The sequence below is a fragment of the Pantoea sp. Cy-639 genome (genome assembly GCF_011752525.1).
GTDB lineage: Bacteria > Pseudomonadota > Gammaproteobacteria > Pseudomonadales > Pseudomonadaceae > Aquipseudomonas.
Map to the genome: position 1 here is coordinate 68,721 of NZ_VWXI01000006.1, position 23,931 is coordinate 92,651.

General features: G+C 63.4%; 19 protein-coding genes. 4 read left to right on the plus strand and 15 right to left on the minus strand.

Annotation, left to right across the window (positions count from 1 at the left end; all coding sequences use genetic code 11):
- The first annotated feature begins 2 nt into the window (after positions 1–2).
- Positions 3–569, plus strand: coding sequence for an ADP compounds hydrolase NudE (gene nudE, locus F3J43_RS09590; RefSeq protein WP_166885153.1), 567 nt, complete (start codon positions 3–5; stop codon positions 567–569).
- A gap of 11 nt (positions 570–580) precedes the next feature.
- The gene (cysQ, locus tag F3J43_RS09595) at positions 581–1,399 is read left to right on the plus strand and encodes a 3'(2'),5'-bisphosphate nucleotidase CysQ (RefSeq protein WP_205297770.1); all 819 of its coding nucleotides are present in this window, start codon (positions 581–583) and stop codon (positions 1,397–1,399) included.
- Positions 1,400–1,430: 31 nt separating this feature from the next.
- Here the strand turns inward: cysQ and F3J43_RS09600 are convergent, their stop codons facing one another.
- From F3J43_RS09600 to F3J43_RS09635, 8 genes are all read right to left on the minus strand, one after another.
- Complete coding sequence (locus F3J43_RS09600) at positions 1,431–1,886, minus strand: thioesterase domain-containing protein (protein ID WP_166885157.1); 456 nt, start codon at positions 1,884–1,886, stop codon at positions 1,431–1,433.
- Positions 1,883–3,292 carry a sigma-54-dependent transcriptional regulator gene (locus F3J43_RS09605; protein ID WP_166885159.1) on the minus strand — a complete coding sequence of 470 codons (1,410 nt, stop codon included), beginning with the start codon at positions 3,290–3,292 and terminating at the stop codon, positions 1,883–1,885. The genes F3J43_RS09600 and F3J43_RS09605 overlap by 4 nt, the downstream gene beginning before the upstream one ends.
- Positions 3,289–5,103, minus strand: coding sequence for a sensor histidine kinase (locus F3J43_RS09610; RefSeq protein ID WP_166885161.1), 1,815 nt, complete (start codon positions 5,101–5,103; stop codon positions 3,289–3,291). Before F3J43_RS09610 ends, F3J43_RS09605 begins: the two co-directional genes overlap by 4 nt.
- A gap of 39 nt (positions 5,104–5,142) precedes the next feature.
- Entirely contained in the window at positions 5,143–6,003 is an 861-nt protein-coding gene (gene rfbD, locus F3J43_RS09615; protein ID WP_166885163.1) for a dTDP-4-dehydrorhamnose reductase, read from the minus strand.
- Positions 6,000–6,548 carry a dTDP-4-dehydrorhamnose 3,5-epimerase gene (gene rfbC, locus F3J43_RS09620; protein ID WP_166885165.1) on the minus strand — a complete coding sequence of 183 codons (549 nt, stop codon included), beginning with the start codon at positions 6,546–6,548 and terminating at the stop codon, positions 6,000–6,002. The genes rfbD and rfbC overlap by 4 nt, the downstream gene beginning before the upstream one ends.
- Positions 6,535–7,419 carry a glucose-1-phosphate thymidylyltransferase RfbA gene (gene rfbA, locus F3J43_RS09625; RefSeq protein ID WP_166885167.1) on the minus strand — a complete coding sequence of 295 codons (885 nt, stop codon included), beginning with the start codon at positions 7,417–7,419 and terminating at the stop codon, positions 6,535–6,537. The genes rfbC and rfbA overlap by 14 nt, the downstream gene beginning before the upstream one ends.
- Positions 7,416–8,501, minus strand: coding sequence for a dTDP-glucose 4,6-dehydratase (gene rfbB, locus F3J43_RS09630; protein WP_166885169.1), 1,086 nt, complete (start codon positions 8,499–8,501; stop codon positions 7,416–7,418). The genes rfbA and rfbB overlap by 4 nt, the downstream gene beginning before the upstream one ends.
- Positions 8,502–8,566: 65 nt before the next feature.
- Positions 8,567–8,767 (minus strand): WbqC family protein, encoded by a 201-nt coding sequence (locus F3J43_RS09635; protein WP_205297760.1) that lies wholly within the window; start codon positions 8,765–8,767, stop codon positions 8,567–8,569.
- 480 nt (positions 8,768–9,247) lie between these two features.
- Between F3J43_RS09635 and aguA the strand changes: the two genes are divergently transcribed.
- On the plus strand, positions 9,248–10,354 hold the full coding sequence (gene aguA, locus F3J43_RS09640; RefSeq protein ID WP_166885171.1) for an agmatine deiminase: 1,107 nt from the start codon (positions 9,248–9,250) through the stop codon (positions 10,352–10,354).
- A 479-nt stretch (positions 10,355–10,833) separates the two neighbouring features.
- Here aguA and F3J43_RS09645 read toward each other — a convergent pair whose 3' ends face one another.
- Positions 10,834–12,936, minus strand: a complete 2,103-nt coding sequence (locus F3J43_RS09645) for a TonB-dependent receptor (protein ID WP_166885173.1) — start codon at positions 12,934–12,936, stop codon at positions 10,834–10,836.
- A gap of 493 nt (positions 12,937–13,429) precedes the next feature.
- Between F3J43_RS09645 and F3J43_RS09650 the strand changes: the two genes are divergently transcribed.
- Positions 13,430–14,746 carry an OprD family porin gene (locus F3J43_RS09650; RefSeq protein ID WP_205297771.1) on the plus strand — a complete coding sequence of 439 codons (1,317 nt, stop codon included), beginning with the start codon at positions 13,430–13,432 and terminating at the stop codon, positions 14,744–14,746.
- Between the two features lie 30 nt (positions 14,747–14,776).
- Here F3J43_RS09650 and F3J43_RS09655 read toward each other — a convergent pair whose 3' ends face one another.
- The 6 genes from F3J43_RS09655 to F3J43_RS09680 all read right to left on the minus strand — a co-directional run bounded on the left by F3J43_RS09655 (position 14,777) and on the right by F3J43_RS09680 (position 23,925).
- Positions 14,777–16,447 (minus strand): FMN-binding glutamate synthase family protein, encoded by a 1,671-nt coding sequence (locus F3J43_RS09655; RefSeq protein ID WP_166885178.1) that lies wholly within the window; start codon positions 16,445–16,447, stop codon positions 14,777–14,779.
- 153 nt (positions 16,448–16,600) lie between these two features.
- A complete protein-coding gene (locus tag F3J43_RS09660) occupies positions 16,601–16,777 on the minus strand; it encodes a hypothetical protein (RefSeq protein ID WP_166885180.1) in 177 nt (58 codons plus the stop codon).
- Between the two features lie 138 nt (positions 16,778–16,915).
- A complete protein-coding gene (locus F3J43_RS09665; RefSeq protein ID WP_166885182.1) occupies positions 16,916–17,257 on the minus strand; it encodes a hypothetical protein in 342 nt (113 codons plus the stop codon).
- Positions 17,257–21,531 carry an RHS repeat-associated core domain-containing protein gene (locus F3J43_RS09670; protein WP_166885185.1) on the minus strand — a complete coding sequence of 1,425 codons (4,275 nt, stop codon included), beginning with the start codon at positions 21,529–21,531 and terminating at the stop codon, positions 17,257–17,259. Before F3J43_RS09670 ends, F3J43_RS09665 begins: the two co-directional genes overlap by 1 nt.
- Positions 21,532–21,540: 9 nt before the next feature.
- On the minus strand, positions 21,541–21,975 hold the full coding sequence (locus F3J43_RS09675; RefSeq protein WP_166885187.1) for a DcrB-related protein: 435 nt from the start codon (positions 21,973–21,975) through the stop codon (positions 21,541–21,543).
- Between the two features lie 12 nt (positions 21,976–21,987).
- Positions 21,988–23,925: a type VI secretion system Vgr family protein gene (locus F3J43_RS09680; RefSeq protein WP_166885189.1), complete on the minus strand. Its 1,938-nt coding sequence runs from the start codon at positions 23,923–23,925 to the stop codon at positions 21,988–21,990.
- Positions 23,926–23,931: the final 6 nt, after the last annotated feature.

A 23,931-nucleotide genomic window follows, 5' to 3' on the forward strand; every position in this document is an offset into this window, starting at 1 on the left:
CCATGCGCCAGAAACCCACCGTACTCAGCCGCGAGATCGTCGCCAGCAGCCGCCTGTTCCGTGTCGAGGCCGTGCAGTTGCGCTTCGCCAACGGTACCGAACGGACCTACGAACGGCTGGTCGGCCGCGGCAATGGCTATGGCGCGGTGATGATCGTGGCCATGCTCGACGCCGAGCATGCGGTGCTGGTCGAGGAGTACTGCGGAGGGACCGACGAATATGAACTGTCCCTGCCCAAGGGCCTGATCGAGCCGGGCGAGGACGTGCTGGCCGCCGCCGACCGGGAGCTCAAGGAAGAGGCCGGGTATGGCGCGCGCCAGCTGGAGCACTTGACCGAACTGTCGTTGTCGCCTGGCTACATGAGCCAGAAGATCCAGGTGGTGCTGGCCACCGACCTGTACGAAGAGCGTCTGGAGGGAGACGAGCCTGAGCCGATGCGGGTCGACAAGGTCAACCTGCGCGAGCTCTCGGCCCTGGCCATGCACCCGCAGTTCACCGAAGGACGGGCGCTGGCGGCCCTGTACCTGGCCCGTGACCTGCTGATCCAGCGCGGGATGCTGAGCGCATGAACGACCTGCAACTGATGCACGACGTGGTGAAGCTCGCACAACTGGCCGGCGAGGCGATCCTGCCGTTCTGGCGCGCCGACGTGGCGGTGAGCAACAAGGCCGACGACTCGCCGGTGACGGCCGCCGACCTGGCGGCCCACCGGGTCATCGCCGATGGCTTGCAGGCGTTGGCGCCACAGATCCCGGTGCTGTCCGAGGAGGACTGCGACATCTCGCTGGCGACCCGCCAGGGCTGGCAGCGCTGGTGGCTGGTCGATCCGCTGGATGGTACCAAGGAGTTCATCGCCGGTAGCGAAGAGTTCACCGTCAACATCGCGCTGGTCGAGCACGGTGAGGTGGTGTTCGGCGTGGTGGCGATGCCGACCAGTGGGCGATGCTACTTCGGTGGCCGTGCGCTGGGAGCCTGGAAAGCCGAGCGCAACGAAGCGGCACAGCCGATCCAGGTGCGCACCGCTCCGCCCTCCGATGGTCGCTTCACCGTGGTCGCCAGTCGGCGGCACTCCAGCCCGGAGCAGGAAGCCTTGCTGGCGGGGCTGGGAGCGGCCGTGGGCGAGCTGGAACTGGCCAATATCGGCAGTTCGCTGAAGTTCTGTCTGCTCGCCGAAGGTGCTGGCGACTGTTATCCGCGCCTGGCCCCGACTTCGCAGTGGGATACCGCTGCTGCGCAAGGGGTGCTGGAAGGCGCCGGGGGCGAGGTGATCGGGCTGGATGGGTTGCCGTTCAGATACCCACCGCGCGAGTCGCTGCTCAATCCGTTTTTCCTGGCGCTGCCCAAGGCTGCCAGCTGGCGGCGAGCCTTGATTGAGCTGGCAGGCACGATTCGGGTTTGAGACCGCCGGGGCGCAAAGCGCCCCCTTGCCGTCAGCGATGCAGCACGTACTGCCCGCTGAATCTCACTGCAGCCTCGTCGCTGCCCTCGTTGCACACCACTGTCTCCAGCGTCAGCCGTGCCCGTCCGCGGCGCTGGTACAGGGTCAGGAAGCGCTCCCAGGTTTTCTCATCCGGCGCGGGGCAACGGGCCACCGCCGTGCCGGTCACCGGCAGCGGATAACTGATCTGTCCTTCCTGGATGACGATATGCCCGTCATCGATCCTTAGCTCGCGCAGACGCAGGTGCAACCAGCCCCAGCCGGCCAGCACGGCGCCGCAATACAGGCTGCCGCCGAACATGGTGCTCTTGTGGTTGACGTTGGGCGCCAGCGGCAGGCGCAGGCGCAGGCAGTGGGCCTGCCAGTCGACGACCTGCATGCCCATCTCACGCGTCAGCGGAATATCTCTGTGCAGTACGGACTGCAGGTACTGGCTGTCGGTGCTCATTGACGATTGTCCTCCTGGTCGTCGTGCCCGCCGCTGCCGCCGTCGAAGCTCAAACCGTGCTTGCGCAGCTTGTCGTGCAGGGTCTTGCGCGGAATGCCGAGGGCCTCGGCGAGACTGCGCATCGAGTTGTGTGGCTGGGTCAGCTCGGCGGCGATCAACGCGCGCTCGAATTGCTCGACCTGCTCGCTGAGGTTGCCACCGTGCGCGGGCAGGTGAGTGTCGTTGGCGGTGGCCGGCGCCTGGCCATCGAGCGCCAGCTCCAGGCCCAGGGCGAAGCGTTCGGCGGCGTTCTGCAGCTCGCGCACGTTGCCTGGCCAGGCGTGGCGCAGCAGCAGCGCGCGTTGGGCCGGTTGCAGGCTGTGCCGGGGCAGGCCGTGGCGTTCGCTGGCGGCGTCGGCGAAATGCTGGAACAGCACCAGAATGTCGTCGCCGCGCTCGCGCAGCGCGGGGATGCCCAGTGGCGCGACATTTAGGCGGTAGTAGAGGTCGGCGCGGAAGCGCCCCTGGTCGGCGGCCTGGCGCAGGTCTTCCTTGGTCGCGGCGATGATGCGGATATCCAGCGGGATCAGCTGGTTGCCCCCCAGGCGTTCGACCACACGTTCCTGCAGCAGGCGCAGCAGCTTGACCTGCACATCGAGGCTCATGCTCTCGATCTCGTCGAGGAACAGCGTGCCGCCGTTGGCGAATTCGAACTTGCCGATGCGACGTTTCTGCGCGCCGGTGAAGGCGCCTGGCTCATGACCGAACAGCTCGCTCTCGACCACCGACTCGGCCAGGGCGCCGGCGTTGATCGCCACGAACGGACCGTCGCGGCGGCTCGACAGGTCATGCAGGGCGCGGGCCACCACTTCCTTGCCGGCACCGGTCTCGCCGAGGATCAGCACATCGGCGCGGGTACCGGCCAGGGCGCCGATCTGCTCGCGCAGACGCTGCATGCCCGGCGACTGGCCGACCAGGCGGGTGGCCAGTTGCTGACGATCGCTCAGCGCCAGGCGCAGGCTGCGGTTGTCCAGCACCAGGCGGCGCAGGGCCAGGGCACGGCGTACGCTGTCGAGCAGGGCCTCGCTGGCGAAGGGTTTTTCCAGGAAGTCATAGGCGCCGGCGCGCATTGCTTGCACGGCCAGGGGCACGTCGCCGTGCCCGGTGATCAGCAGTACCGGCAGCTCGCTGTCGCGGGCATGCAATTGTTCGAGCAGTTGCAGGCCGTCGAGGCCGGGCATGCGGATGTCGCTGACCACCACGCCCGGCCAGTCCTCCTCGATGCGTCCGGCCAGGCCCTGGGCGTCGGCCAGCGCCAGCACCTTGAGCCCGGCCAGGTCGAGGGTCTGACTCAAGGCCTGGCGCAGGTGCGGGTCGTCGTCGACCAGAATCACCTGGGCGCGGCTGTCGATCAGTGTCTCGGTCATGCCGAGGTGTCCTCCGAAGATTGCAGATTGGCGCCGGGCTTGGCCATGCGCAGTTGCAGGGTCAGCAAGGCGCCGCCCTCCGCATGGTTGGCCAGCAGCAGCTCGCCGCCCAGGGCGCGCATCAGACTTTCGCAGATGGCCAGCCCCAACCCCAGGCCCTGAGTACGGGTCTTGGTGGTGAAGAACGGCTCCTTGGCGTGCTCCAGCGCCTGGCGACTGAAGCCTGGGCCGTTGTCGCGGATGTACAGGTAGACGCAGTCGTCGCGCCGTTCGGCACTCAGCCAGAGCTTGCGCGGGTTGGCTTTCTCGGTGAGCGCGTCCAGTGCGTTGGCCAGCAGGTTGCCCAGCACCTGGCGCAGTCGGGTCTCGCCGGCCTGCACCCAGAGGGTCGCCTCGGGCAGGTCGCGCACCAGCTCCACGGCCATCGCCCGGCGGCGCTTGGCCAGCAGCGCCAGGGCATCGTCCAGCGCCGGTTGCAGGGCCACGTTTTCCGGGGCGTGACGGTCGCGCCGGGCGAAGGCGCGCAGGTGGGCGATGATCGAGGCCATGCGCCCGGTCAGCTCGCCGATCAGCTTGAGGTTGCCGCGTACCTCTTCGGTGCGCTGGTGGTCGAGCAGGATCTCGGCGTTCTCGGCGTAGCTGCGTATCGCGGCCAGTGGCTGGTTGAGTTCGTGGCTGATGCTCGCCGACATGGTGCCGAGCACCGACAGCTTGCCGGCCTGGACCAGTTCGTCCTGGGCACGCACCAGTTCCTGTTGGGCGCTTTCGCGTTCGAGCACGGCGCTCTTGAGGCGAGTGTTGAGGCCTTCGAGGTCGGCGGTGCGTTCGACCACGCGCTTTTCCAGCTCCTGGCGGGCGCGGGCTTCGAAGTCGATCCGGTCGATGTAGTGGCGGCGGCGCTGCATCACCAGGCCGGCCAGCAGCATGCAGACCAGCAGCGCCCCGGCGCCGATGGCCATGACGGTCTGCACCGAGCGATCGACCAGCGTGCGGGGCGCGAGGATGCTGACCTGCCAGCCGGTTTCCTTGATCGCGCGGGTCTGGATCAGCCAGGCATTGGGGTTCAAGGTCAGCGGCTGTGGCGCCTGGGTCGGATAGGGCTGGATGGCGATGATCGCTTGGCGTTCGCTGTCGGTCAGTTCGCGGGTGGCGCGAAAGCGCCAGTCCGGGCGCGAGGTCAGCACCACCACGCCGTTCTGGTCGGTCAGCAGCAGTTGTTCGGGGGTGCGTCCCCACAGCGTCTCGGTGTGGTCGAGGTCGACCTTGACCACCAGCACGCCGATCACCCGCTCATGGTCGTGCACGGCGGCGGCGAAGAAGTAACCGCGCTTGGCCGAAGTGGTGCCCTGGCCGAAGAAACGCCCAAGACGGCCTTCCATGGCTTCGATGAAGTAGGGGCGGAAGGCGAAGTTGCGGCCGACGAATCTGTCCTGCTTGTCCCAGTTGGAGGCGGCCAGGGTGTTGCCGTTGACGTCCATCAGGTACATCACCTCGGCACCGGTCTGGTGGGTGATGTCCTTGAGCAGGCGGTTGGCGTTGGTCACCGATTCCAGGCGCAACGGGTCGGCCAGCACGCTGCGCAGCGCCGGGAGGTCGCCGAGGATCTGGGGCAAGGTCTCGTAGCGGTGCAGGGTGCCGAGCAGGTTGGCGACGTAGAGGTCGAGGGTCTGGCGGTTCTGCGAGGCCAGCTCGTCCTGGTAGTAGCGTTCGGCCAGGTGGTGCAGCGGCCACAACAACGGGGCCAGGCATAGGGCCAGCAGCGCAAGGCTGCGCCAGCGGGGGCGGCGTGGAGGCGTGGGTTTCGGAATCATCGCGATAATTGCGCCAGAAAAGTCTGGCGCAATTATGCGCTACTTCATGCAGTCGATCAGCGCTTCATGCCAGTGCGGCTGGCTGACCTGCCATTCCCGGGCCAGGCGCGAACAGTCCAGGCGCGAGTTGAGCGGCCGGCGCGCAGGCGTCGGGTACTCGCTGGACGGAATCGGCAGCAGCTCGGCACAGGGCAGGCCGCGGGCCTTGAGCTGTTCGCCGATGGCCTGGGCGAAGCCGAACCACGAGGTCTCGCCCTGGGCTGTGAGGTGATAGGTGCCCCAGGCACCGGCCTGGTCATCGTGCCAGCGCTCGATCAGCGCGCGGGTGCTGGCGGCGATGGTGGCGGCCCAGGTCGGTGCGCCGATCTGGTCGGCCACGACCTTGAGCTGTGGGCGCTCCTGCAGCAGGCGTTGCATGGTCAGCAGGAAGTTGCGGCCGTGCTGCGAGTAGACCCAGCTGGTACGCAGGATCAGGTGCTTGCCGCCTACCGCGCGGATGGCCTGCTCGCCGGCCAGCTTGCTGCGGCCGTAGACGCCCAGCGGGCCGGTGGCGTCGTCCTCGTTGTACGGTTCGGCCTTGTTGCCGTCGAACACGTAGTCGGTGGAATAGTGGATCAGCGGCGCGCCCAGGCGCGCGGCTTCCTCCGCCAGCACCCGTGGTGACTCGGCATTGATCGCGAAGGCCAGTTCGGGCTCGCTCTCGGCCTGGTCCACCGCGGTATGGGCGGCAGCGTTGATGAGCAGGTCCGGGGCGAGCTGGCGCAACGTGGCGCGCAGTCGCTCGGGATGGGCCTGGTCAAGCTGCTCGCGCCCGAGCAAGTGCACCTCGCCAAGGCCGGTCAACGCGTGCTCCAAGGCCTGGGCCACCTGGCCATTGCGCCCGCAGACGAGGATCTTCATGGGAACAGTTGCGCATCCTTGAACCACACAGCGGCCAGATCCTTGGCCGACAACTGCGGCTGCAGGCCGTCCAGCTGCCAGTCGATAGCCAGTTGCGGATCGTCCCAGCGAATGCTCCGTTCGGCAGCGGGGTTGTAGTAGTCGGTGGTCTTGTAGAGGAACTCGGCGGACTCGCTGAGGACCACGAAGCCATGGGCGAACCCAGGCGGAATCCAGACCTGGCGGCGGTTGTCGGCACTCAGGCGCACCGTCACTGACTGGCCGAAGGTCGGCGAGCTGCGGCGGATGTCCACCGCCACGTCCAGCACTTCGCCCTGGACCACGCGCACCAGCTTGCCCTGGACGTTCTGTACCTGGTAGTGCAGGCCCCGCAGCACGCCTTGCTGCGAGCGCGAGTGGTTGTCCTGGACGAACGTTGCCTGCAGGCCGGTGAATTCGGCGAAGGTGTGCGCATTGAAGCTTTCGTAGAAGAAGCCACGGCTGTCACCGAATACTTTCGGTTCGATGATTAGCACGTCGGGAATCGCGGTTTCAAGGATTTTCATGGGTCTCTTCAGCCAACTTGCTCAAGTACTGGCCATATCCTGTCTTTTTCAGCTCCGCCGCCTTGGCCAGCAGGCGTTCGCGGCATATCCAGCCCTTCTGGAAGGCAATTTCTTCCAGGCAGGCAACTTTCAGGCCCTGGCGGTTCTCGATGGTCTGCACGTACTGCGAGGCTTCCAGCAGGCTCTCGTGGGTACCGGTGTCGAGCCAGGCGAAGCCACGGCCGAAGCGTTCGACCCGCAGGTCGCCACGCTTGAGGTAAGCGTTGTTGACGTCGGTGATCTCCAGCTCGCCACGGGCCGAAGGGCGGATGCCCTTGGCGATCTGCACCACGTCGTTGTCGTAGAAGTACAGGCCGGTCACGGCGTAACTGGACTTCGGCTCGAGGGGTTTCTCCTCGATCGACAGGGCACGGCCCTCGGCGTCGTACTCGATCACCCCGAAACGTTCCGGGTCCTTGACCCAGTAGCCGAATACCGTGGCCCCGCGCGGATGCGCGGCGGCGCGCTGCAACTGCTCGGTGAAGCCCTGGCCGTGGAAGATGTTGTCGCCCAGGATCAGGCATACCGAGTCTTCGCCAATGAACTGCTCGCCGATCAGGAACGCTTGCGCCAGGCCGTCCGGCGAGGGTTGCTCGGCGTAGCTGACATGGATGCCGAACTGGCTGCCGTCGCCGAACAGCTGGCGATACTGCGGCAGGTCCTGCGGGGTGGAAATCAGCAGGATGTCGCGGATGCCGGCGAGCATCAGCACCGAGATCGGGTAGTAGATCATCGGCTTGTCGTAGATCGGCAGCAGCTGCTTGGAGACACCGAGCGTGATCGGGTGGAGTCGGGTGCCGGATCCTCCGGCCAGGACGATACCTTTGGTCATGCGATCAGATCCTTGAAGTCGGAGTTGCCCAGCCGCTCACCCTGGTAGCTGCCATCCTGAACGTGTTTGCACCAGTCTAGGTTATGCAGGTACCACAGCACGGTCTTGCGCAGCCCTGTTAAGAAAGTTTCATCGGGTGTCCAGCCCAGCTCGCGGGCGATCTTGCCGGCATCGATGGCGTAGCGCAGGTCGTGGCCGGGACGGTCCTTGACGAAGGTGATCAGCTCGGCGTAGTGGCCGATACCGGTCGGCCGCCGCTCGGGCGCCAGTTCCTCGAGCAGTTCGCACAGGGTGCGTACCACGTCGATGTTCTTCTGCTCGTTGTGGCCGCCGATGTTGTAGGTCTCGCCGACCCGGCCGCTGCTCACCACGGTCAGCAGCGCGCGGGCATGGTCCTCGACGTAGAGCCAGTCGCGTACCTGCTGGCCGTCGCCATAGACCGGCAGCGGCTTGCCGGCCAGGGCGTTGAGGATCATCAGCGGGATGAGTTTTTCCGGGAAGTGGAAGGGGCCGTAGTTGTTCGAGCAGTTGGTGATCAGTACTGGCAGGCCGTAGGTGCGTTGCCAGGCGCGGACCAGGTGGTCGGATGCCGCCTTGCTCGCCGAATAGGGCGAGCTGGGGGCATACGGGGTGGTTTCGGTGAACAGGTCGTCGACGCCGTGCAGGTCGCCGTAGACCTCGTCGGTGGAGATATGGTGGAAGCGGAACGCCGCGCGCGCTTCGGCCGGCAGGTGGTTCCACCAGTTCCGGGTCGCCTCGAGCAGGGCGTAGGTGCCGACGATGTTGGTCTGGATGAACGCGGCTGGCCCGTCGATCGAGCGGTCGACATGGGACTCGGCGGCCAGGTGCATGATCGCCTGGGGCTGGAAGCGTTCGAGCAAGGCGCTGACCAGCGGCTGGTCGCCGATGTCGCCCTGGACGAATTCGTAGCGGCTGTCGTTGGCGACGCTCTGCAGCGATTCCAGGTTGCCGGCGTAGGTCAGCTTGTCGAGGTTCAGCACCTCGTGATCGGTGTTGCCGATCAGGTGTCGAATCAGGGCGGAGCCGATGAAGCCGGCGCCGCCAGTGACGAGAATGCGCATGAGGATGACCTTGCTGCTAGTCGGAGGTTAAAGGTATGGCACGTGGCCGCCGGATCGGCCAGGCCTCAGCGGCCACCGATGGCCTGGCCGGTCGGCACGGTCAGCCACTCGATGCCTTTCGGTGTCTTGATCTGGTTGCGGTTGCGCCAGTCGTTCTTGGTGTACTGCATGTCGTCGTAGAGGATGAACTCGTCCACGGCGGCGATCATGTCGAAGTAGCCCTTCCACGGGATGTAGTTCGACTGCAGGATGGCGACACGCTTCATGGTCGTGCTCCTGGCGAGCGACGTACTTCTGACGCAAATCGCGTAAACGGCCCGCAGCCGGCGTCAAGGAGCCGGGGTTGGCACAGTGGCGGAGCCAGCGGATCGTCGGACACGTCGAATACCTTCCTGTTGCTCAAGGGCGCTTCAGGGCCCTCTGGGCCGCGGTTTTCCTGGGTGGCGCCGGGTTGCGGGAGCCACGCTGGCCGGCGCCGGGCCTGGTGCCCGGCGGGGCGCTGCGAGGTTATAAGCAAGAAAGAGGCCGAGGCGCGAGGTCATGCTAGGGTTTGAGCGGGCAGGGAGGCAGCGCCACGGACAGGGTCAGTATTCTGAAATGGATTAATATCGATTCTGGAAAGCTTTAAAGGCGATGATATTATTTATTGTCACTTTTAATGCCGATATTTATCGGCTATAAGTGAACGTCATTACCGGTGCCGCTCCAGGCCCGGATCATCCGACAGTTGTCTCAAGAGGTCATCGATGAAAACCCTCACTTCGACTCCCCGCGCCGACGGCTTCCACATGCCGGCCGAATGGGCCCAGCAGACCCAGGTATGGATGGTCTGGCCGGAGCGTTCGGACAACTGGCGCCTGGGCGGCAAGCCCGCCCAGGCCGCGCACGTCACCCTGGCCAAGGCCATCGCGCGTTTCGAGCCGGTCACCGTGGCGGTGTCCGCCGGTCAGTACGAGAATGCCCGCCGCCAGCTCGACCTGCCCAACATCCGGGTGGTCGAGATCAGCAACGATGACGCCTGGGTGCGTGACACCGGCCCGACTTTCGTGATCAACGATCAAGGCGAGGTGCGTGGCGTGGACTGGGGCTTCAATGCCTGGGGTGGTTTCGACGGCGGCCTCTATGCGCCGTGGAACCGTGACGAGGAGCTGGCGGCCAAGGTCATGGAGATGGAGCGTGTGCAGCGCTACCACACCGAAGGCTTCGTGCTCGAGGGCGGCTCGATCCATGTCGATGGCGAAGGTACCCTGATCACCACCGAGGAGTGCCTGCTCAACCGTAACCGCAACCCGCACCTGAACCGTGAGCAGATCGAGGACATCCTGCGCGAGCACCTGGCGGTGGACACCATCGTCTGGCTGCCGGATGGCCTGTACAACGACGAGACCGACGGCCACGTCGACAACTTCTGCTGTTACGTCAGCCCCGGCGAAGTGTTACTGGCCTGGACCGATGATCCCCAAGACCCCAACTATGTGCGCTGTCACGCCGCCTACGAGGTGCTGAAGAACAGTCGCGACGCCAAGGGGCGCGAGTTCGTCGTGCACAAGATGCCGATTCCGGGCCCGCTGTTCGCCACCGAAGAAGAGTGCGCGGGCGTCGATCACGTCGCCGGCAGCCAGGAGCGCGACCCATCGGTGCGCCTGGCCGGCTCCTACGTGAACTTCCTGATCGTCAATGGCGGCATCATCGCACCGAGTTTCGACGACCCCGCTGATGCGCAGGCCAGAGCGATCCTGGCCAAGCTCTTCCCTGACCACGAAGTGGTGATGATCCCGGGACGCGAGCTGTTGCTCGGCGGCGGCAACATCCACTGCCTGACCCAGCAGCAACCGGCGCCCGCCAGACGCTGATCCGCAGGTCGAAGGAAAGCCCGTCATCCAACGGGCTTTTTTGTGCGCGGGCGACGGCCGGGCAAGCACGGTGGCACAGCAATTGTATTGCTTTCCCTGGTGTTTCAGGAGGCGTACTCCAACGCCTTTCTGTCACACATCCGAAGTAACTTAGCCGCTCACAGGGCCCAGGGAGTGCGTGTGGAAATGAAGGTAGCAAGTGAGTCGGCTTTGCGCCCAACGGCAGTGAATCAGCAATCGCTCAGAATCCTGGCGCAGTGGTTGAAGCACCGTGGAGAGGTTCAGGTCAGGACGACCGACCCACGACGTCTACTGGATGGGCGCTACCCGCAGGGACTGATCAGCGATGCAGAGCTTGAAGCGCTCATGGCTGTGTGGCACTGAAGGGTTGAAGACCTGCCGCCAATGAAAACGCCACCGCAATCGCGGTGGCGTTTTCATTGGCGCGGGCCCGGTCGTGGCGTGCCCGCCTGCTGCGATCAGAAGCTGTAGGTTCCCGTGACCACCAGGCTGCGTGGGTCGCCGACCTGGATCTGCGCGGCGCTGGTGGCCGAGCTGTAGTAGGTCTTGTCGGTGATGTTGCTCAACGCCGCACGCACGTCCCAGTCATGGGTGCGGTAGCCCGCCAGGGCGTCCCAGCGACCATAGCCCGGCAATACCGTGGTGTTCTGGTTGTCGGCGTAGCGATCGCCCACCAGGGTCAGGCCGGTCTCGGCGTACCAGCCCAGCTCCGGCTTCCAGGTCACGAACAGGCTGGCGTTGCGCTTGGCGACATCGTTGATGCGGTTGCCTTGCTGGCCATTGTTGTCCTTGACGATGGTCGCATCCTGCAGGCCGATCCCGCCGCGTACGTACCAGTTGCCGACGACATTGCCGGTGGCGGTCAGCTCGATGCCGCGCGAGCGTTGCAGGCCTGTCAGCAGAATGATGTTGGGGTCGTTCGGGTCGCGAGTGCGGCGGTTGTAGAGCTCCAGCTCGTAGAGCGCCAGCGTGGTGCTCAGGCGGTCGTCGAACCACTCGCTCTTGACCCCGATTTCCTTTTGCCGGGTCAGTTCCGGGTCGGTCTGGTTGCCGTTGCCGGGCGCGCCCGGAGTGATGCCGATCAGGCCGCCGCCCACCGGCGAGTAGGTCTTGCTCCACGAGGCGTAGAACGAATGGTCGCGCCAGGGCGAATAGACCACGCCCAGGCGCGGGCTGAAGCTGTTGTCGTTCTGCTTTTCGGAGATGCCCCGCAGCTTGTTGGTGGTTTCCACCTCGAACTGGTCGAAGCGCATGCCCAGCAGTACCTGCCACTCGTCGTTGAGACGGATCTGGTCCTGCAGATAGAGGCCGCGGCTGTCGACCACCGTATGGTTGTTGCTCGACACGCTCATCGCCCCGGTGTGCTGCAGGTGGCGGTTGGGGCTGTCGAGGTCCAGGGAAGGCACGGCCTTGCCACCGGCCTTGGGTGCCAGGGCGGTGGACAGCATCGGGTCACGGCGCTGGTTGCCGAACTCCAGGCCCAGCAGCAGCTTGTGCTCGAGGCCCCAGGTGCTGACATCGCCCTCGGCTTCGAGGTTGTTGAACAGGTTGCGGGTGCTCAGGTCCTGCTGCCAGCGCTGGCGCGTCACCAGGTTGGTGCGTGGGTCGTAGCCGGTCTGGTAGGTGTTGTCGAAGTCGCTGTCGAGGCGGAACAGGCCCAGCGTGTGACGCAGTTGCCAGTTGTCGCTGAGCTGGTAGTTCAGGCGCGAGCGCAGCGACTGCGAGCGGTCGTCGATGTAGTCGCGCTGGGTGTCGCCATAGGTGGTGCTGCGGCCCACGTCCGCCGGACGGCCGTGGGCGCCTGGGATGCCGCGGTCCGGGGTGCGGTTGTAGCGGCTGTATTCGTACTGCACCAGCCAGTTGAGGTCAGGGGTGAGCTGCCAGCTCATGGACGGGGCGAACAGCTGGCGGCTGCCGTCGATGCCATGGCGGAAGCTGTTGCTGTCCTCGTTGCCCATGTTCAGGCGCAGGCTGATGTTGTCGCTGGGGTCGGCGCTCAGGTCGGCATACAGGCTGCGCAGGTCCTGGCTGCCGCCGCGGGCCTCGATGCTCGAGCGACGGCCATGCTCCGGCGCCTTGCTCACCCGGTTGACGATGCCGCCTTGGCTGCCACGGCCATAGAGGACGGCGGCCGGGCCCTTGAGCACCTCGATCCGTTCGATGTTGTGCAGGTCGCGGGTGTATTGGCTGTCGTCGCGGATGCCGTCCAGGTAGAAGTCGTTGCTGGCGTCGAAGCCACGGATGCGCAGGCTGTCGAAGCGGGTATCGCCGCCGCCGCTGACGTTGGGGATGCCTTCCAGGGCCTTGACCAGGTTGTTGCTGCCGTAGTCCAGCACGCTGCTGGTCTTCACCGAGTCGATGGCCTGGGGTACATAGCGCGCCGGGGTCGAGGTACGGGTGGCGGTGGTCACGTCGCGAACCCGCGGGTTGTCCTCCTCGCGCTCGTTGTCAGCGGTGATCGAGGTTTCCGGCAGGGTGGTGGTGGCCGCAGTGGCCAGGCCGGCACTGAACAGCAGCGACAAGCCCAGTGTGAGGGGAGAGAGACGGCAGGGGGCAAACATTGCAGGGATCCAATGCGCTAGTGAGAAGTTGGGCGCGAATGATAATGCTTGCTATTTGCTGTTGCATAGGTGTTTGTAAAGGCTTGTCTTTACATATGTATCACTTTGTAACTAGACGTTTGGTAGGATGCATCGCCGTCTGGCCCTGAAGCGGCTGTGCATGACCGTTGTGTGGTTGTCGTGGGGTTTGCACAAAAGAGACAAATTTGCGCTGACACACGGCAGATATGCATGGAAATGCACCAGCCTCGACCTTGTTTTTGGTTATATCAACCTGCATTTCACGATTTTTTGACATGCATGCGCAGGCAGGGCTAGGATTCGGCGTCTGCGCCTGCAGGCCTTGAATGGGCCATGCGGCTGAAAGACCCGTTGCAGACCGTTGGCGGGCTTTTCGGCTTGGATCCGCATAGCGTCGAACCTACGAAGGGGCGTTGGTTCCTGGCGTTTTAAAGCAGCGCGTTTTTGATTACCAAATAAGGAAAATAACATGTTGAAAACCAGGATCAGCCTGGTCGCTCTGGCGATGATCGCCGCGACCCAGGCACAGGCCAACGATCAGGCCGACAGCAAGGGCTTCATCGAGGACAGCCACGCTAACGTGCTGCTGCGCAACGCTTTCATCAACCGTGACAAGAAACACGGCACCAACGACCAGTCCCAGTGGGGCCAGGGCGTCATCGCCAACTTCTCCTCCGGCTTCACCCAGGGCACCGTCGGCGTGGGCGTCGATGCCTTTGGCCTGTACGCCCTGCGCCTGGATGGCGGCAAAGGCCGCAACGGCGGTGCTGGTATCGACTTCTTCAAGCGCCACAACAGTGTCGATGCCAAGGAGCAGAGCAGCTCCGAGCGCGACATCGCCCGTGGTGGCGCGGCAGTGAAATTCCGCATCTCCAACACCGTGCTCAAGTACGGTGACCAGATGCCGGCCCTGCCGGTCCTGCAGTACGACGATGCGCGTCTGCTGCCAGAGAGCTACACCGGCACCATGATCACCTCCAAGGAGATCAAGGGCCTGGAAATCAACGCCGGCCACTTCACCCAGGAAGCGCGCAAGAGCGCCGAGCGTCGCGATGGCGGCGGCCTGAAGTCGATCGACGTGCTGGGCGGCAGCTACAAGTTCACCGACAACTTCACCGCGTCGCTGTACACCGCGCACAACGAAGACGTGATGAAGAAGCACTACCTGGGCCTGAACTACGTCTTCCCGATCGCCAGCGACCAGTCCCTGACCCTGGACTTCAACGGCTACAAGTCGGACATCGACAGCAAATACGTCCAGGCCGCCAAGCTCAACGGCGACTCCAACACCATCTGGAGCCTGGCCGCGACCTACGCCTACGGTCCGCACTCGTTCACCCTGGCGCACCAGCGCAGCACCGGCAGCACCGGCTATAACTACGGCTGGTACCAGAACGACGGTGGCGTGGGTGACGGTGGCTCGACCATCTACCTGGCCAACTCCTACTGGTCCGACTTCAACGCCGAGGACGAGCGCTCCTGGCAGCTGGGCTACGGCCTGGACTTCGGCGCCTTCGGCGTGCCGGGCCTGACCTACAAGTTCGCCTACGTGGTCGGTGACAACATCAACACGCGCAACGTGAAGAACCCGGAAGGCTTCGGCGAAGGTAAAGAGCGCGAGATCTTCAACCAGATCCGCTACGTGGTTCAGGACGGCCCGGCCAAGGACCTGTCGATCAAGCTGCGCAGCTCCTTCCTGCGGACCAACACCGCAGTACGGCTCAATGGCTACAACGACGACGGCAACGAAGTCCGCGTATTCGTCGAGTACCCGATCAGCATCTTCTGATCCTGATCCCGCGTCACCAACAGCCCCGGCCTATGCCGGGGCTGTTTCTTTGCGGCGTACCGCAGCCGCGGCCGGCGCTACCTCGATTTCCCCTGTCTGCGGCGCGAAGCTGTCGCTGCGTGCCATCCGCCACATCCGCGCATAGAACTCGCTGTCGATCGCGCCACTGAGCAACTCACCGGGCTTGAGGAAGGTGTGCAACTGCGAGAACAGGCTGATCTCGCTGGGGCTGATGCGTCGTGCCAGGTGCTTGGGCTTGAGTTCGGCGGGATGGTCCAGGCCCGCTGCAGCGAGCATCTCGGCCAGGGCATGCAGGGTGTTGCGGTGGAAGCTGGCGACTCGCTCGGCCTTCTCCGGCACGACCAGAGCGCGTTGGCGCAGCGGGTCCTGGGTCGCCACGCCGGTGGGGCACTTGTTGGTGTGGCAACTCTGCGACTGGATACAGCCGATGGCGAACATGAAGCCACGCGCCGAATTGACCCAATCGGCGCCGATGGCCAGCACGCTGGCGATGTCGAACGCACTGACCAGCTTGCCAGCCGCGCCGATGCGGATGCGTTCGCGCAGGTTCAGGCCGACCAGGGTGTTGTGCACGAACATCAGGCCCTCGCGCAGCGGCACGCCCATGTTGTCGGAGAACTCTCGCGGCGCTGCGCCGGTGCCGCCTTCCTTGCCGTCGACGACGATGAAGTCCGGGGTGATGCCGGTGGCCAGCATCGCCTTGGCGATGCCCATGAATTCCCACGGATGGCCCAGGCAGAACTTGAAGCCCACCGGCTTGCCGCCGGACAGCTCGCGCAGCTGGGCGACGAACTGCAGCAGCTCGACGGGCGTGCGGAAGGCGCTGTGGGCGGCGGGCGAAATGCAGTCCTCGCCCTCGCGCACGCCGCGGGTGGCGGCGATCTCGGCACTGACCTTGTGCCCCGGCAGGATGCCGCCATGGCCGGGCTTGGCACCCTGGCTGAGCTTGATCTCGATCATCTTCACCTGGGCGGCGCGGGCCTGCTCGGTGAAGCGCTCGGGGTCGAACTGGCCGTCTTCGCTGCGGCAGCCGAAATAACCGCTGCCGATTTCCCAGATCAGGTCGCCGCCGTGTTCGCGATGGTAGGGGCTGATGCTGCCCTCGCCGGTGTCGTGGGCGAAGCGGCCCAGGCGCGCGCCCTTGTTCAGCGCGGCGATGGCGTTGGCGCTGAGGGCGCCGAAACTCATCGCCGAGATGTTGAAGATCGACGCCGAGTAGGGCTGGGTGCACTGCGGGCCGCCGATACGGATGCGGAACGACGCCGGGTCAGGCATTGGCACTGGCAGCATCGAGTGGCTGATGAACTCGAAGCCTGGCTTATAGGCATCGTTGAGGGTGCCGAAGGCCTTCTCGGCGCTTTCGTTCTTGGCCCTGGCGTAGACCAGTGAACGCTGCGCGCGCGAGAACGGCAGCTTGTCGTCGTCGCCCTCGATCAGGTATTGGCGGATCTCCGGACGGATGGTTTCGATCAGATAGCGGATATTGCCCAGGATCGGATAGTTGCGGCGCACCGCGTGGTGGCGTTGGCGCAGGTCGTTGAGGCCGACCAGGCTGAGCAGGGCGCTGATGGCGGTAAAGGGCCAGAGCCAGGTGTGGGCAAGCAGGAAAGGGGCACTGGCAATCGTGAAGAGAAGACACAGGAACAGGCAGGCATAGCGGCTGGGGAGCGAGTCTTTCATGGGTCCATCGCAGGCGGGGTGACCCGGCCTAGGATAGGCAAAGGCTGCGGAGGGAAAACCTGGGATTTCGGTAAAAGACTGTTACTCGACGCGGAATTGCCTGGAGCGGTAATTACGGCCAGTTTCGGTGGGCGCCAAGGTCGCGGTATCCGATCAGGTGAACTGGATGAAGAAGAAGCCGGCTTCATCACCTTCCTCGTCGGCCTCGCCATAGCGGGGCCGCACCAGCAGTTCGGGGTATTTCTGCTCCAGCTTGCCTTCTTCTACATCGTCATAGAGGCGGTCGAGCTTGGTCTCATGCTTTTCGTAGAGTTGTTGCCAGTCGATCATCAGATAGCGGTTCCCCGTCCGCAGGCCTGGTTCAGGTTCCCAAGTGGAGACCTGAAGCAGATATCCAGTTCTTTGCGCTGACCTCAAGTTGATAATGTAAGGATCACGCAGGAGAGGTTTGGTGTCCCCTCGACGGTATCAGCTGGCGCTCAGGCCGATCCTGCCACATAGATAGATGAACAGTTGCTCGGCGAGGGTGTCGGCATGCTCTGCCTTGACCAGCAACGTGAAGAAATAATACTCGTCGAACAGTCTTTCAACGTCGCCCGGTGGGATCAAGTAGAAGTCCACATAGGCTCGGTAGAGTCGCTTGACGTCTTCGGAGATTTGCTCAAGGTCAGTGGGAAGGTTCGTGACATCATAGAAGATCCTCTTGTAGTGCTTCTGGTCGTCACTGATCTCAATGTAGGGAACACGGCGTTTTTCGCATTGCTCCCAATGAGTCTTCTGCATTTTGCTGTCGCGGTAAGTGAAGTTCATCATTGGTCCTTGTATTTGAAGTCGGTGACATGGGTCATTTTGCCGGTTCGGTCGATTTTGGCCATGTAATGAACATTCACTCCATTGACCTTGCGCTCCATCTTCGACCATCCCTTGCCTTTGAAATGTGGGTCACCGATATCCTTTGCAGCGATGATCTCCACCCCATTCTCCGGATGTTTCTTCACATGGTCCATTGCAGCGCTTTCATTGCGGTTCCGCGCTTTGGTGCGGCCGGTGGACTTGCTCCTGACCCGCTTGGGTTTTCTAAAGCTGCATTTCTTCTTCCAGCCTAGTGGGTCGATCCAGCCAATAGGGTTTGGCCCGTACTGGTAAAAGTTGAATCCGCCAATTAGGCCGATGGGGTCTGGCGTGATGAATCGTCCAATTTCCGGATCATAGAACCGGAAGGTGTTGTAGTGCAGCCCGGTTTCCCGATCCAGATACTGTCCCTGGAGCCGCAGGTTCTGTTCTTCGACCAGTGTCGGTTCACGCCATTCCTCAAGGCTCTTGCCCCAAAGCCGGAAGCGTGCGCGCCAGATCTGGCTGCCATCTTCCTCGCAGAGTAGAACCGGCTGGCCGTTGATGTCGTTGTGATAGTGACGGATGTGCTGCTGTTCGTCGGTGCCGTCGACTCGTGCCAAGGGTTCATGGCTGTCCTCTTCATAGAGGTAGAGAGTCGAATGGGTGTATCGGAATTCCTGCAGTAGGCGTAGTCCATCCCACAGGAAGCGCTTGCTGTCCAGCAAATGACCATGGCTGTCGTACAGCGATTTTTCAATCCGGCGCCCGAGTGGATCGTATTGCATGCGCAGAATACGGGTCTGCCCAGTAGCCCGGATATGCACTTCTGTGAGGCGATGTTCGGCATCGTAGAAAAACTGCTGATTTCCCGAGTGCGGGCTACGTTTTTCGATCAGACGACCGAAATCGTCATAGTGGAAGTACGTGTTTTGATAGCTCAGCAGTTGGTCGTGTGTGACTGGGCTCTGCTTATCGAGCAGGTTTCCAGCTGGATCATAAGCGTAATGCTCTCCGTCGCCGTGAGGCTGATGTTGGCAACTTATGACTTGACCGGCTGCATCGTAATGCAGCAGAGACTGTTGTCTCCATTCGGGGGTCTGGATCAGCCGATGGGTGAGGTTACCGGCCAGGTCGTAGGCAAAGGTCTGACGAATCGGGGCCGGCAAGCGTACCGGAAAACAGCTCGGGTAACAGTGCCGCGAGCGCAGACGACTGCTTGTGTCATAGTCGCTACGTGTAACCATCCGTCCTTGGGTACGTAGGGTTTCACGGTGCAGACGATCCCGTTCAAAGTCGCAGATTACCCGATTGTCCACATTGATCTGATGCAGGTGGCCACTGCCATAGTAAATGCGGTTGAGCCTGCGTCCATCGGGCAATATTGTTTGAACCGGATTTCCTAGCTCATCGTATTGATGTTGCAGGACGCCATTGCTGGAGCTCTCTTCGCACAGTCGACCCAGCGCATCGAAGGTGAATGTCAGAACGTGCTCATTGTCTCGTGTATCGCGATGTCGCACGGTAACAAGCTGGTCCAGCGCATCATAGTCAAAGCGGCTATGCCCATCGTGCGTATGGCGTGCAACTAGACGTTCCCCCGCATCGTATTCAAATCGATGGACAATGGGGGCTCGCTGCGCGGTGGTGGGCTGGAAAACCAGCTCGATGATGTTGTCCAGGTTGTTGTAGGCATAACGCCTGCTGCTGCCATCCAGGTTTAGTTGCTGGAGCAGGCGGTCTGCCGGGTCCCACTTGAAGCAATAGCGTTCGCCGTTCTCTGTGGTCAATGTCAACAAACGGCCATAGCAGTCGTAGGTAAATTGCCGTTTTCGGGTGTTCGCTTCCAGTTGCTGGCGAATCATGCCTTTGGTTGTGTACGAGTACTCACTGATCTGACCTGCAGTATCGCAATGACGGGCCAGTAGACCGGCCGAGTCGTAGCTCAGTGTTTCCCGGCGATCGTCGGCGTGGACGATTGATTGCAAGCGGCCGCGAGCATCATGGACGAATTGGGTAAGTTCGCCTTGGGCGTTGGTCAATGTTTGTAGATGACCTCGCTTGTCGTATCGGTAGCGCGTCGCATAACCGGAGCAGTCGGTTTCCTCTATCAGCAGTCCCAATCTGTTCCAGCGCAGATGTCGATTGTTGCCAGTGGGATCAGTGACTCGTATGACATTACCTAGCTCGTCATAGGCGTATCGGGTCACATTACCTATCGGATCAGTCTCACTGATGCAGTTCCCCCGCTGGTCATAGCGATAGCGCCAGCAGTGCCCTGCGGCATCAATCTCCTCCCTTGGTAGTGACCAGTGCTCCAGCCAAACGGTCGACTCACTGCGCTCCAAGGGGTCGATGGTCTGCACCAGGTTCCCTGAATCGTCATACAGGTACTGCCAGCGTCCTCCGCTGGGGTCGGTGGCTGCCAGCAATTGGCGTTCGTCATTCCACTCGAATCGCCAGACCCGTCCCAGCGCATCTTCATGGCGAGTTACCTGGTACTGTCTGTTCCAGTGGACACAACGGCTGCGTTGCAGGCCATCGGTTATGCGTGTGATGCCAGCGGCGATATCGTAATCGAAAGCATATTCATCGCCATCGTCGGTCCAGTGACGGGATACCCGCCAACCATCTTCTACCTGCACCCAGTCGTAGAAACAACGGAGCCCGCTCGGAAGACGATGTTCGACCAAGCGACCACTCTGGTCATAGACAAAGCTGCGACGCTGTTGACCATCGGAATCGAAAGTGCCGCTCAGGCTACCCATCGAGTCGTAGCTATAGCTGGCAAGGAGTTCGGTGCTGCCGTCGGCATAGTCACGAAAGAGTCGGCTTACCCGTCTGGGGCAGCGCTCATCGTAGTGCAGACGTACCTGTACTTGGTCGAATGTGTCACGAAGCGTCGTCAGACGACCACTGTCGTCGTAGTCGAGGAATACTCGGTTTTCGTTACGGTCACCCAGTTGGCAAAGTACTAGATGGCGTGGATCGCTCTTGCTGGGTTGGAACAGACGATACAGACCGTCGATGCGTTCTATGAGCAATTCACCGTTCAGTGCTCGACGCACACTCAGCCCTTCACCAGCGCTGAACACCGCATCTCCAGATGGAATGAACCCCATGTCGATGATGCGGCCCTGATCATCGGTGAATAGCAGATGTTCGCCACCTTCCGGGCGGTCTCGAATCGTGACGCTGGCTTCATAATCCACGCTCCAGCCGACACCGAACAAACCTTCGGTACGACTGTCGCGGCTATTGTAAAAGCGCTGCCATGTGATCGGCAGCAGTGCGGGCAAGGTGAAGTCTAGATCCGCATCGCTTTCGAGAATCTTCGCCCCGGTCGTGCTGTGGACGGGATTGGGGGAACCGGCGACTGCTGCGGTCAGTGCGGAGCTCACTTGCTCGGTCAGGTACGTCGCGACACCCCCAATCAACATGCACCCAAACTTGCTATAGAACTTCCCCCCCCGCCCCCGCAACATCATCAACGCCGTGATCGCCAGGCCGATCCCCGGTGTCTTGCCACTGCGGATCTCGCGCACCACGATCGGCTCACCGCCGATGCGCACATTGTCCGACACCAGCCCACCATCGACGATCACTGCCTCGCAGGTGCTGCGATCGCCGCTGCGACAGGCCGGGTGGCCGTTGATCAATACCTTGCTCGAGCCCTCGGCCAGGTACTGCGGCGGCATTGGCGGGTGCTTGGTGCACAGCACCTTGTCGTCGGGGGCTTCCTGGGTGTTGGGCGCGGGGCTGGCGACGGTCGGCCGCCACATTTGCGAGAAGAAGCCCTTGGCCATGTCGAGGAAGGTCTCTTCCTGTTCCTCGGCCTGCGTGCCACCGCCCTCGCCACTGGCCGGGGCCGAGGGCGCGGTGACCACGCCGGCCGCGCGCGCGGCGCGCTTGCCGTTGGTCTTGGTGTTGGGCGAGCCACTGGCGATGGTGGCTTGCACGGTCGGCGGGAACAGGGCGTTGCCGATGCCCTCGCATAATCGACTGAGCCCGGTGTCGGCGCCGGTCTTGGCCATGACCACGCCGACCACCAGGCCCACCACCGCGCCAAGCACGAAGCAGCCCAGGCCGCCGGTGACCACGGTAATACCCAATGCCGCGGCCACCGCAGCGGTGGCCAGGGCGCCGATGGCGACGTTGGCGGCGACTTCCAGCACGCCGCCGATGATATCGGCCATCACCGAGGTGTGCAGCAGCGCATCGCCTTCGCGGGCGGCCCAGAGAGCGTCGGACATGGTGCGCTGTCAGCCCAGGTTGTCGAAGTCGAGGGACTGCTTGAGCGCCGCCCAGTGCGTCGCCTCGGCCTCGCCCAGGGGGCTGGGTTTGACATAGCTCAAGGCGAACATCTTGCGCGTGCCCGGCAGCACCAGCGCCAGCTGGTACTGGTAGACCTTCTCCTGGCCCTTGCTGAACTGGCTGCTCAGCTCGATCGCCTCGATCGGCTGCGCCGCGCCCACCTGGGTGGCGCGGGCCGGCTGGAACTGCAGGTCCTTGACCTGTTGCTGCAGACGCTGCAACTGGCCGTCGAAGTTGCTCTGCAGCGTCTCGCCCTCTTCGAGCAGGCTGCGGCTGACGATCAGCGAGGTGCCCAGGGCTTCGAAGCGCAGGATGTTGATGCTGGTGTCGCGTACCTGCGCATCGGGCAGGGCGAAGCGGAATTCGTCGACGCGGTAACTCATGATTGGGTCTCGTTATTTGCCGGTGCCGGGGAAGAGGGCCTTCACCGCGCCGTCGATGGCGGTTTTCACGCCCTGGCTGTTCGGGGCGGTCTGCGCGCCGCTGCCGACGTTCAGGTCAAGGGTGCCGCCGGTGTTGATCTCGGCGTCGGCATTGGCGTGGAAGCTGAACTGCTCGCAGCTGATGTTGATCTGTCCGCTGGCGTTGAGCTCGATCACGCTCTTGCCGCAGACCAGGCGCAGGTTCTCGCCGACTTCGATCAGGTAGCTGGTGCTGACGCTGTCGGTCTTGCTCGCGCCGACCAGCAGCATGTCGTCGCGGCGCACGGCGCGGATGCGGTCCTGGCCGATGGTGATGGTCTCGAGCATGCCGACGGTCTGGGTGCGGTTGACGCCCACCGACAGCGTCTCGCTCTGCTCGACCACGGTGTCCATGTTGCGTTCGGCATGCATGTACAGCTGCTCGGCGCCCTTCTTGTCCTCCATGCGGATTTCATTGAAGTTGGCCGGGCTGCCGCCCTTGCTCGAGCGGCTCTTCATGCCGCTCTGGGTGGCGCCCCCTGGCAGGTCGTAGGGCACCCCCTGTTCGGCGTTGTACACCCGGCCTGTGATGATTGGCCGATCGGGGTCGCCTTCGAGAAAGCTGACGATCACTTCCTGACCGATCCGCGGCACCTGCATCGACCCCCAGTTCTTGCCTGCCCAGGCCTGCGACACGCGGATCCAGCAGGAGCTGTTCTCGTTGGACTGGTCATGGCGGTCCCAGTGGAAGTGCACCTTGACCCGGCCATACTGGTCGGTCCAGATCTCCTCACCGGCCGGGCCTACCACCACGGCGGTCTGCGGCCCCTTGACGATTGGCCGCAGGGTGCTGGCCACCGGTCGGTAGCTCTGCTGGGCATCGATGCAGCTGAGGTTGCTCTCGAACTGGGCCGCGCCACTGCCGCCGCCGCTTTCCAGGCGCTCCTGATGCACGTAGTAGCGGGCGGCGACGATCAGGTATTCGCGGTTCTGGTCCTGGCGGGTGAAGTTGCTGAGGCTGAACAGGTGGCCGCTGCCCAGGCCGCGGGCATTGCCGCGCAGCTCGACGCGTTCGTGCAGGCTTTGCAAGGCCTCCAGCCGGGTACGGGCATAGTGCTCGCCGTCCTGGCTCTGGGCATAGGCGCCGGGGTAGTCGTACAGCGGGTAGTCGCTGGCCTGGTGCGGGCGCGGCATGGCCGAGCGCACGTCGATGCGCGCGCTGGGGCGCTGGAAGTCGTAGTCGTTGAGCTCCAGCGAGCCGGGCTGGACCTCCTGGGCCAGGTGCCAGTCGTTGATGTGGTCGCGTTCGCGGTGCTGGCCATCCGGCGGGTAGAAGGGCACGCTCTCGTAGCCTACGGCCTTCTGGTGCGCGCCGTAGGCGTCGGCGAGCACCAGCACGTGACGCTCCTGTTCGTGGCGGAAGAAGTAGTAGATGCCTTCTTCCTCCATCAGCCGGCTGACGAAGTCGAAGCTGGTTTCGCGGTACTGCACGCAGTATTCGCGCTCGCGATAGCCGCGGCTCAGGGCGTCCTCGAAGTCCGAGAAGCCCAGGTCGCGAAAGACCTGCTTGATGATCTGCGGGGCGCTAAGGTGCTGGAAGATCCGGCAGTCGCTGGTACGGGTCAGCAGCCACAGCCATGGCCGCAGGGTCACCCGGTAACTGGCGAACTGGCCCTGGTCGACCGACTGGCTGCAGCGCGCGACGATGCCGTGGAAGTACCTGAGGCTGGCGGCATCCTGTTGCACGCTCAGGCACAAGGGCTTGCCCAGCAACTGGTTGAGGTCGATCGCCGGGTCGTCGCTGGTCAGTTGCAGTTCGTAGTCGAACAGGCGACCGAGCTCCTCGCTGCCGCCCATCTCGGCAAGGATCAGCTTGTCCGGCCCCAGTGGGCTGTTGATCTGCGCCAGGCGCGTGAACTGCTTGAACAACATGGTCGG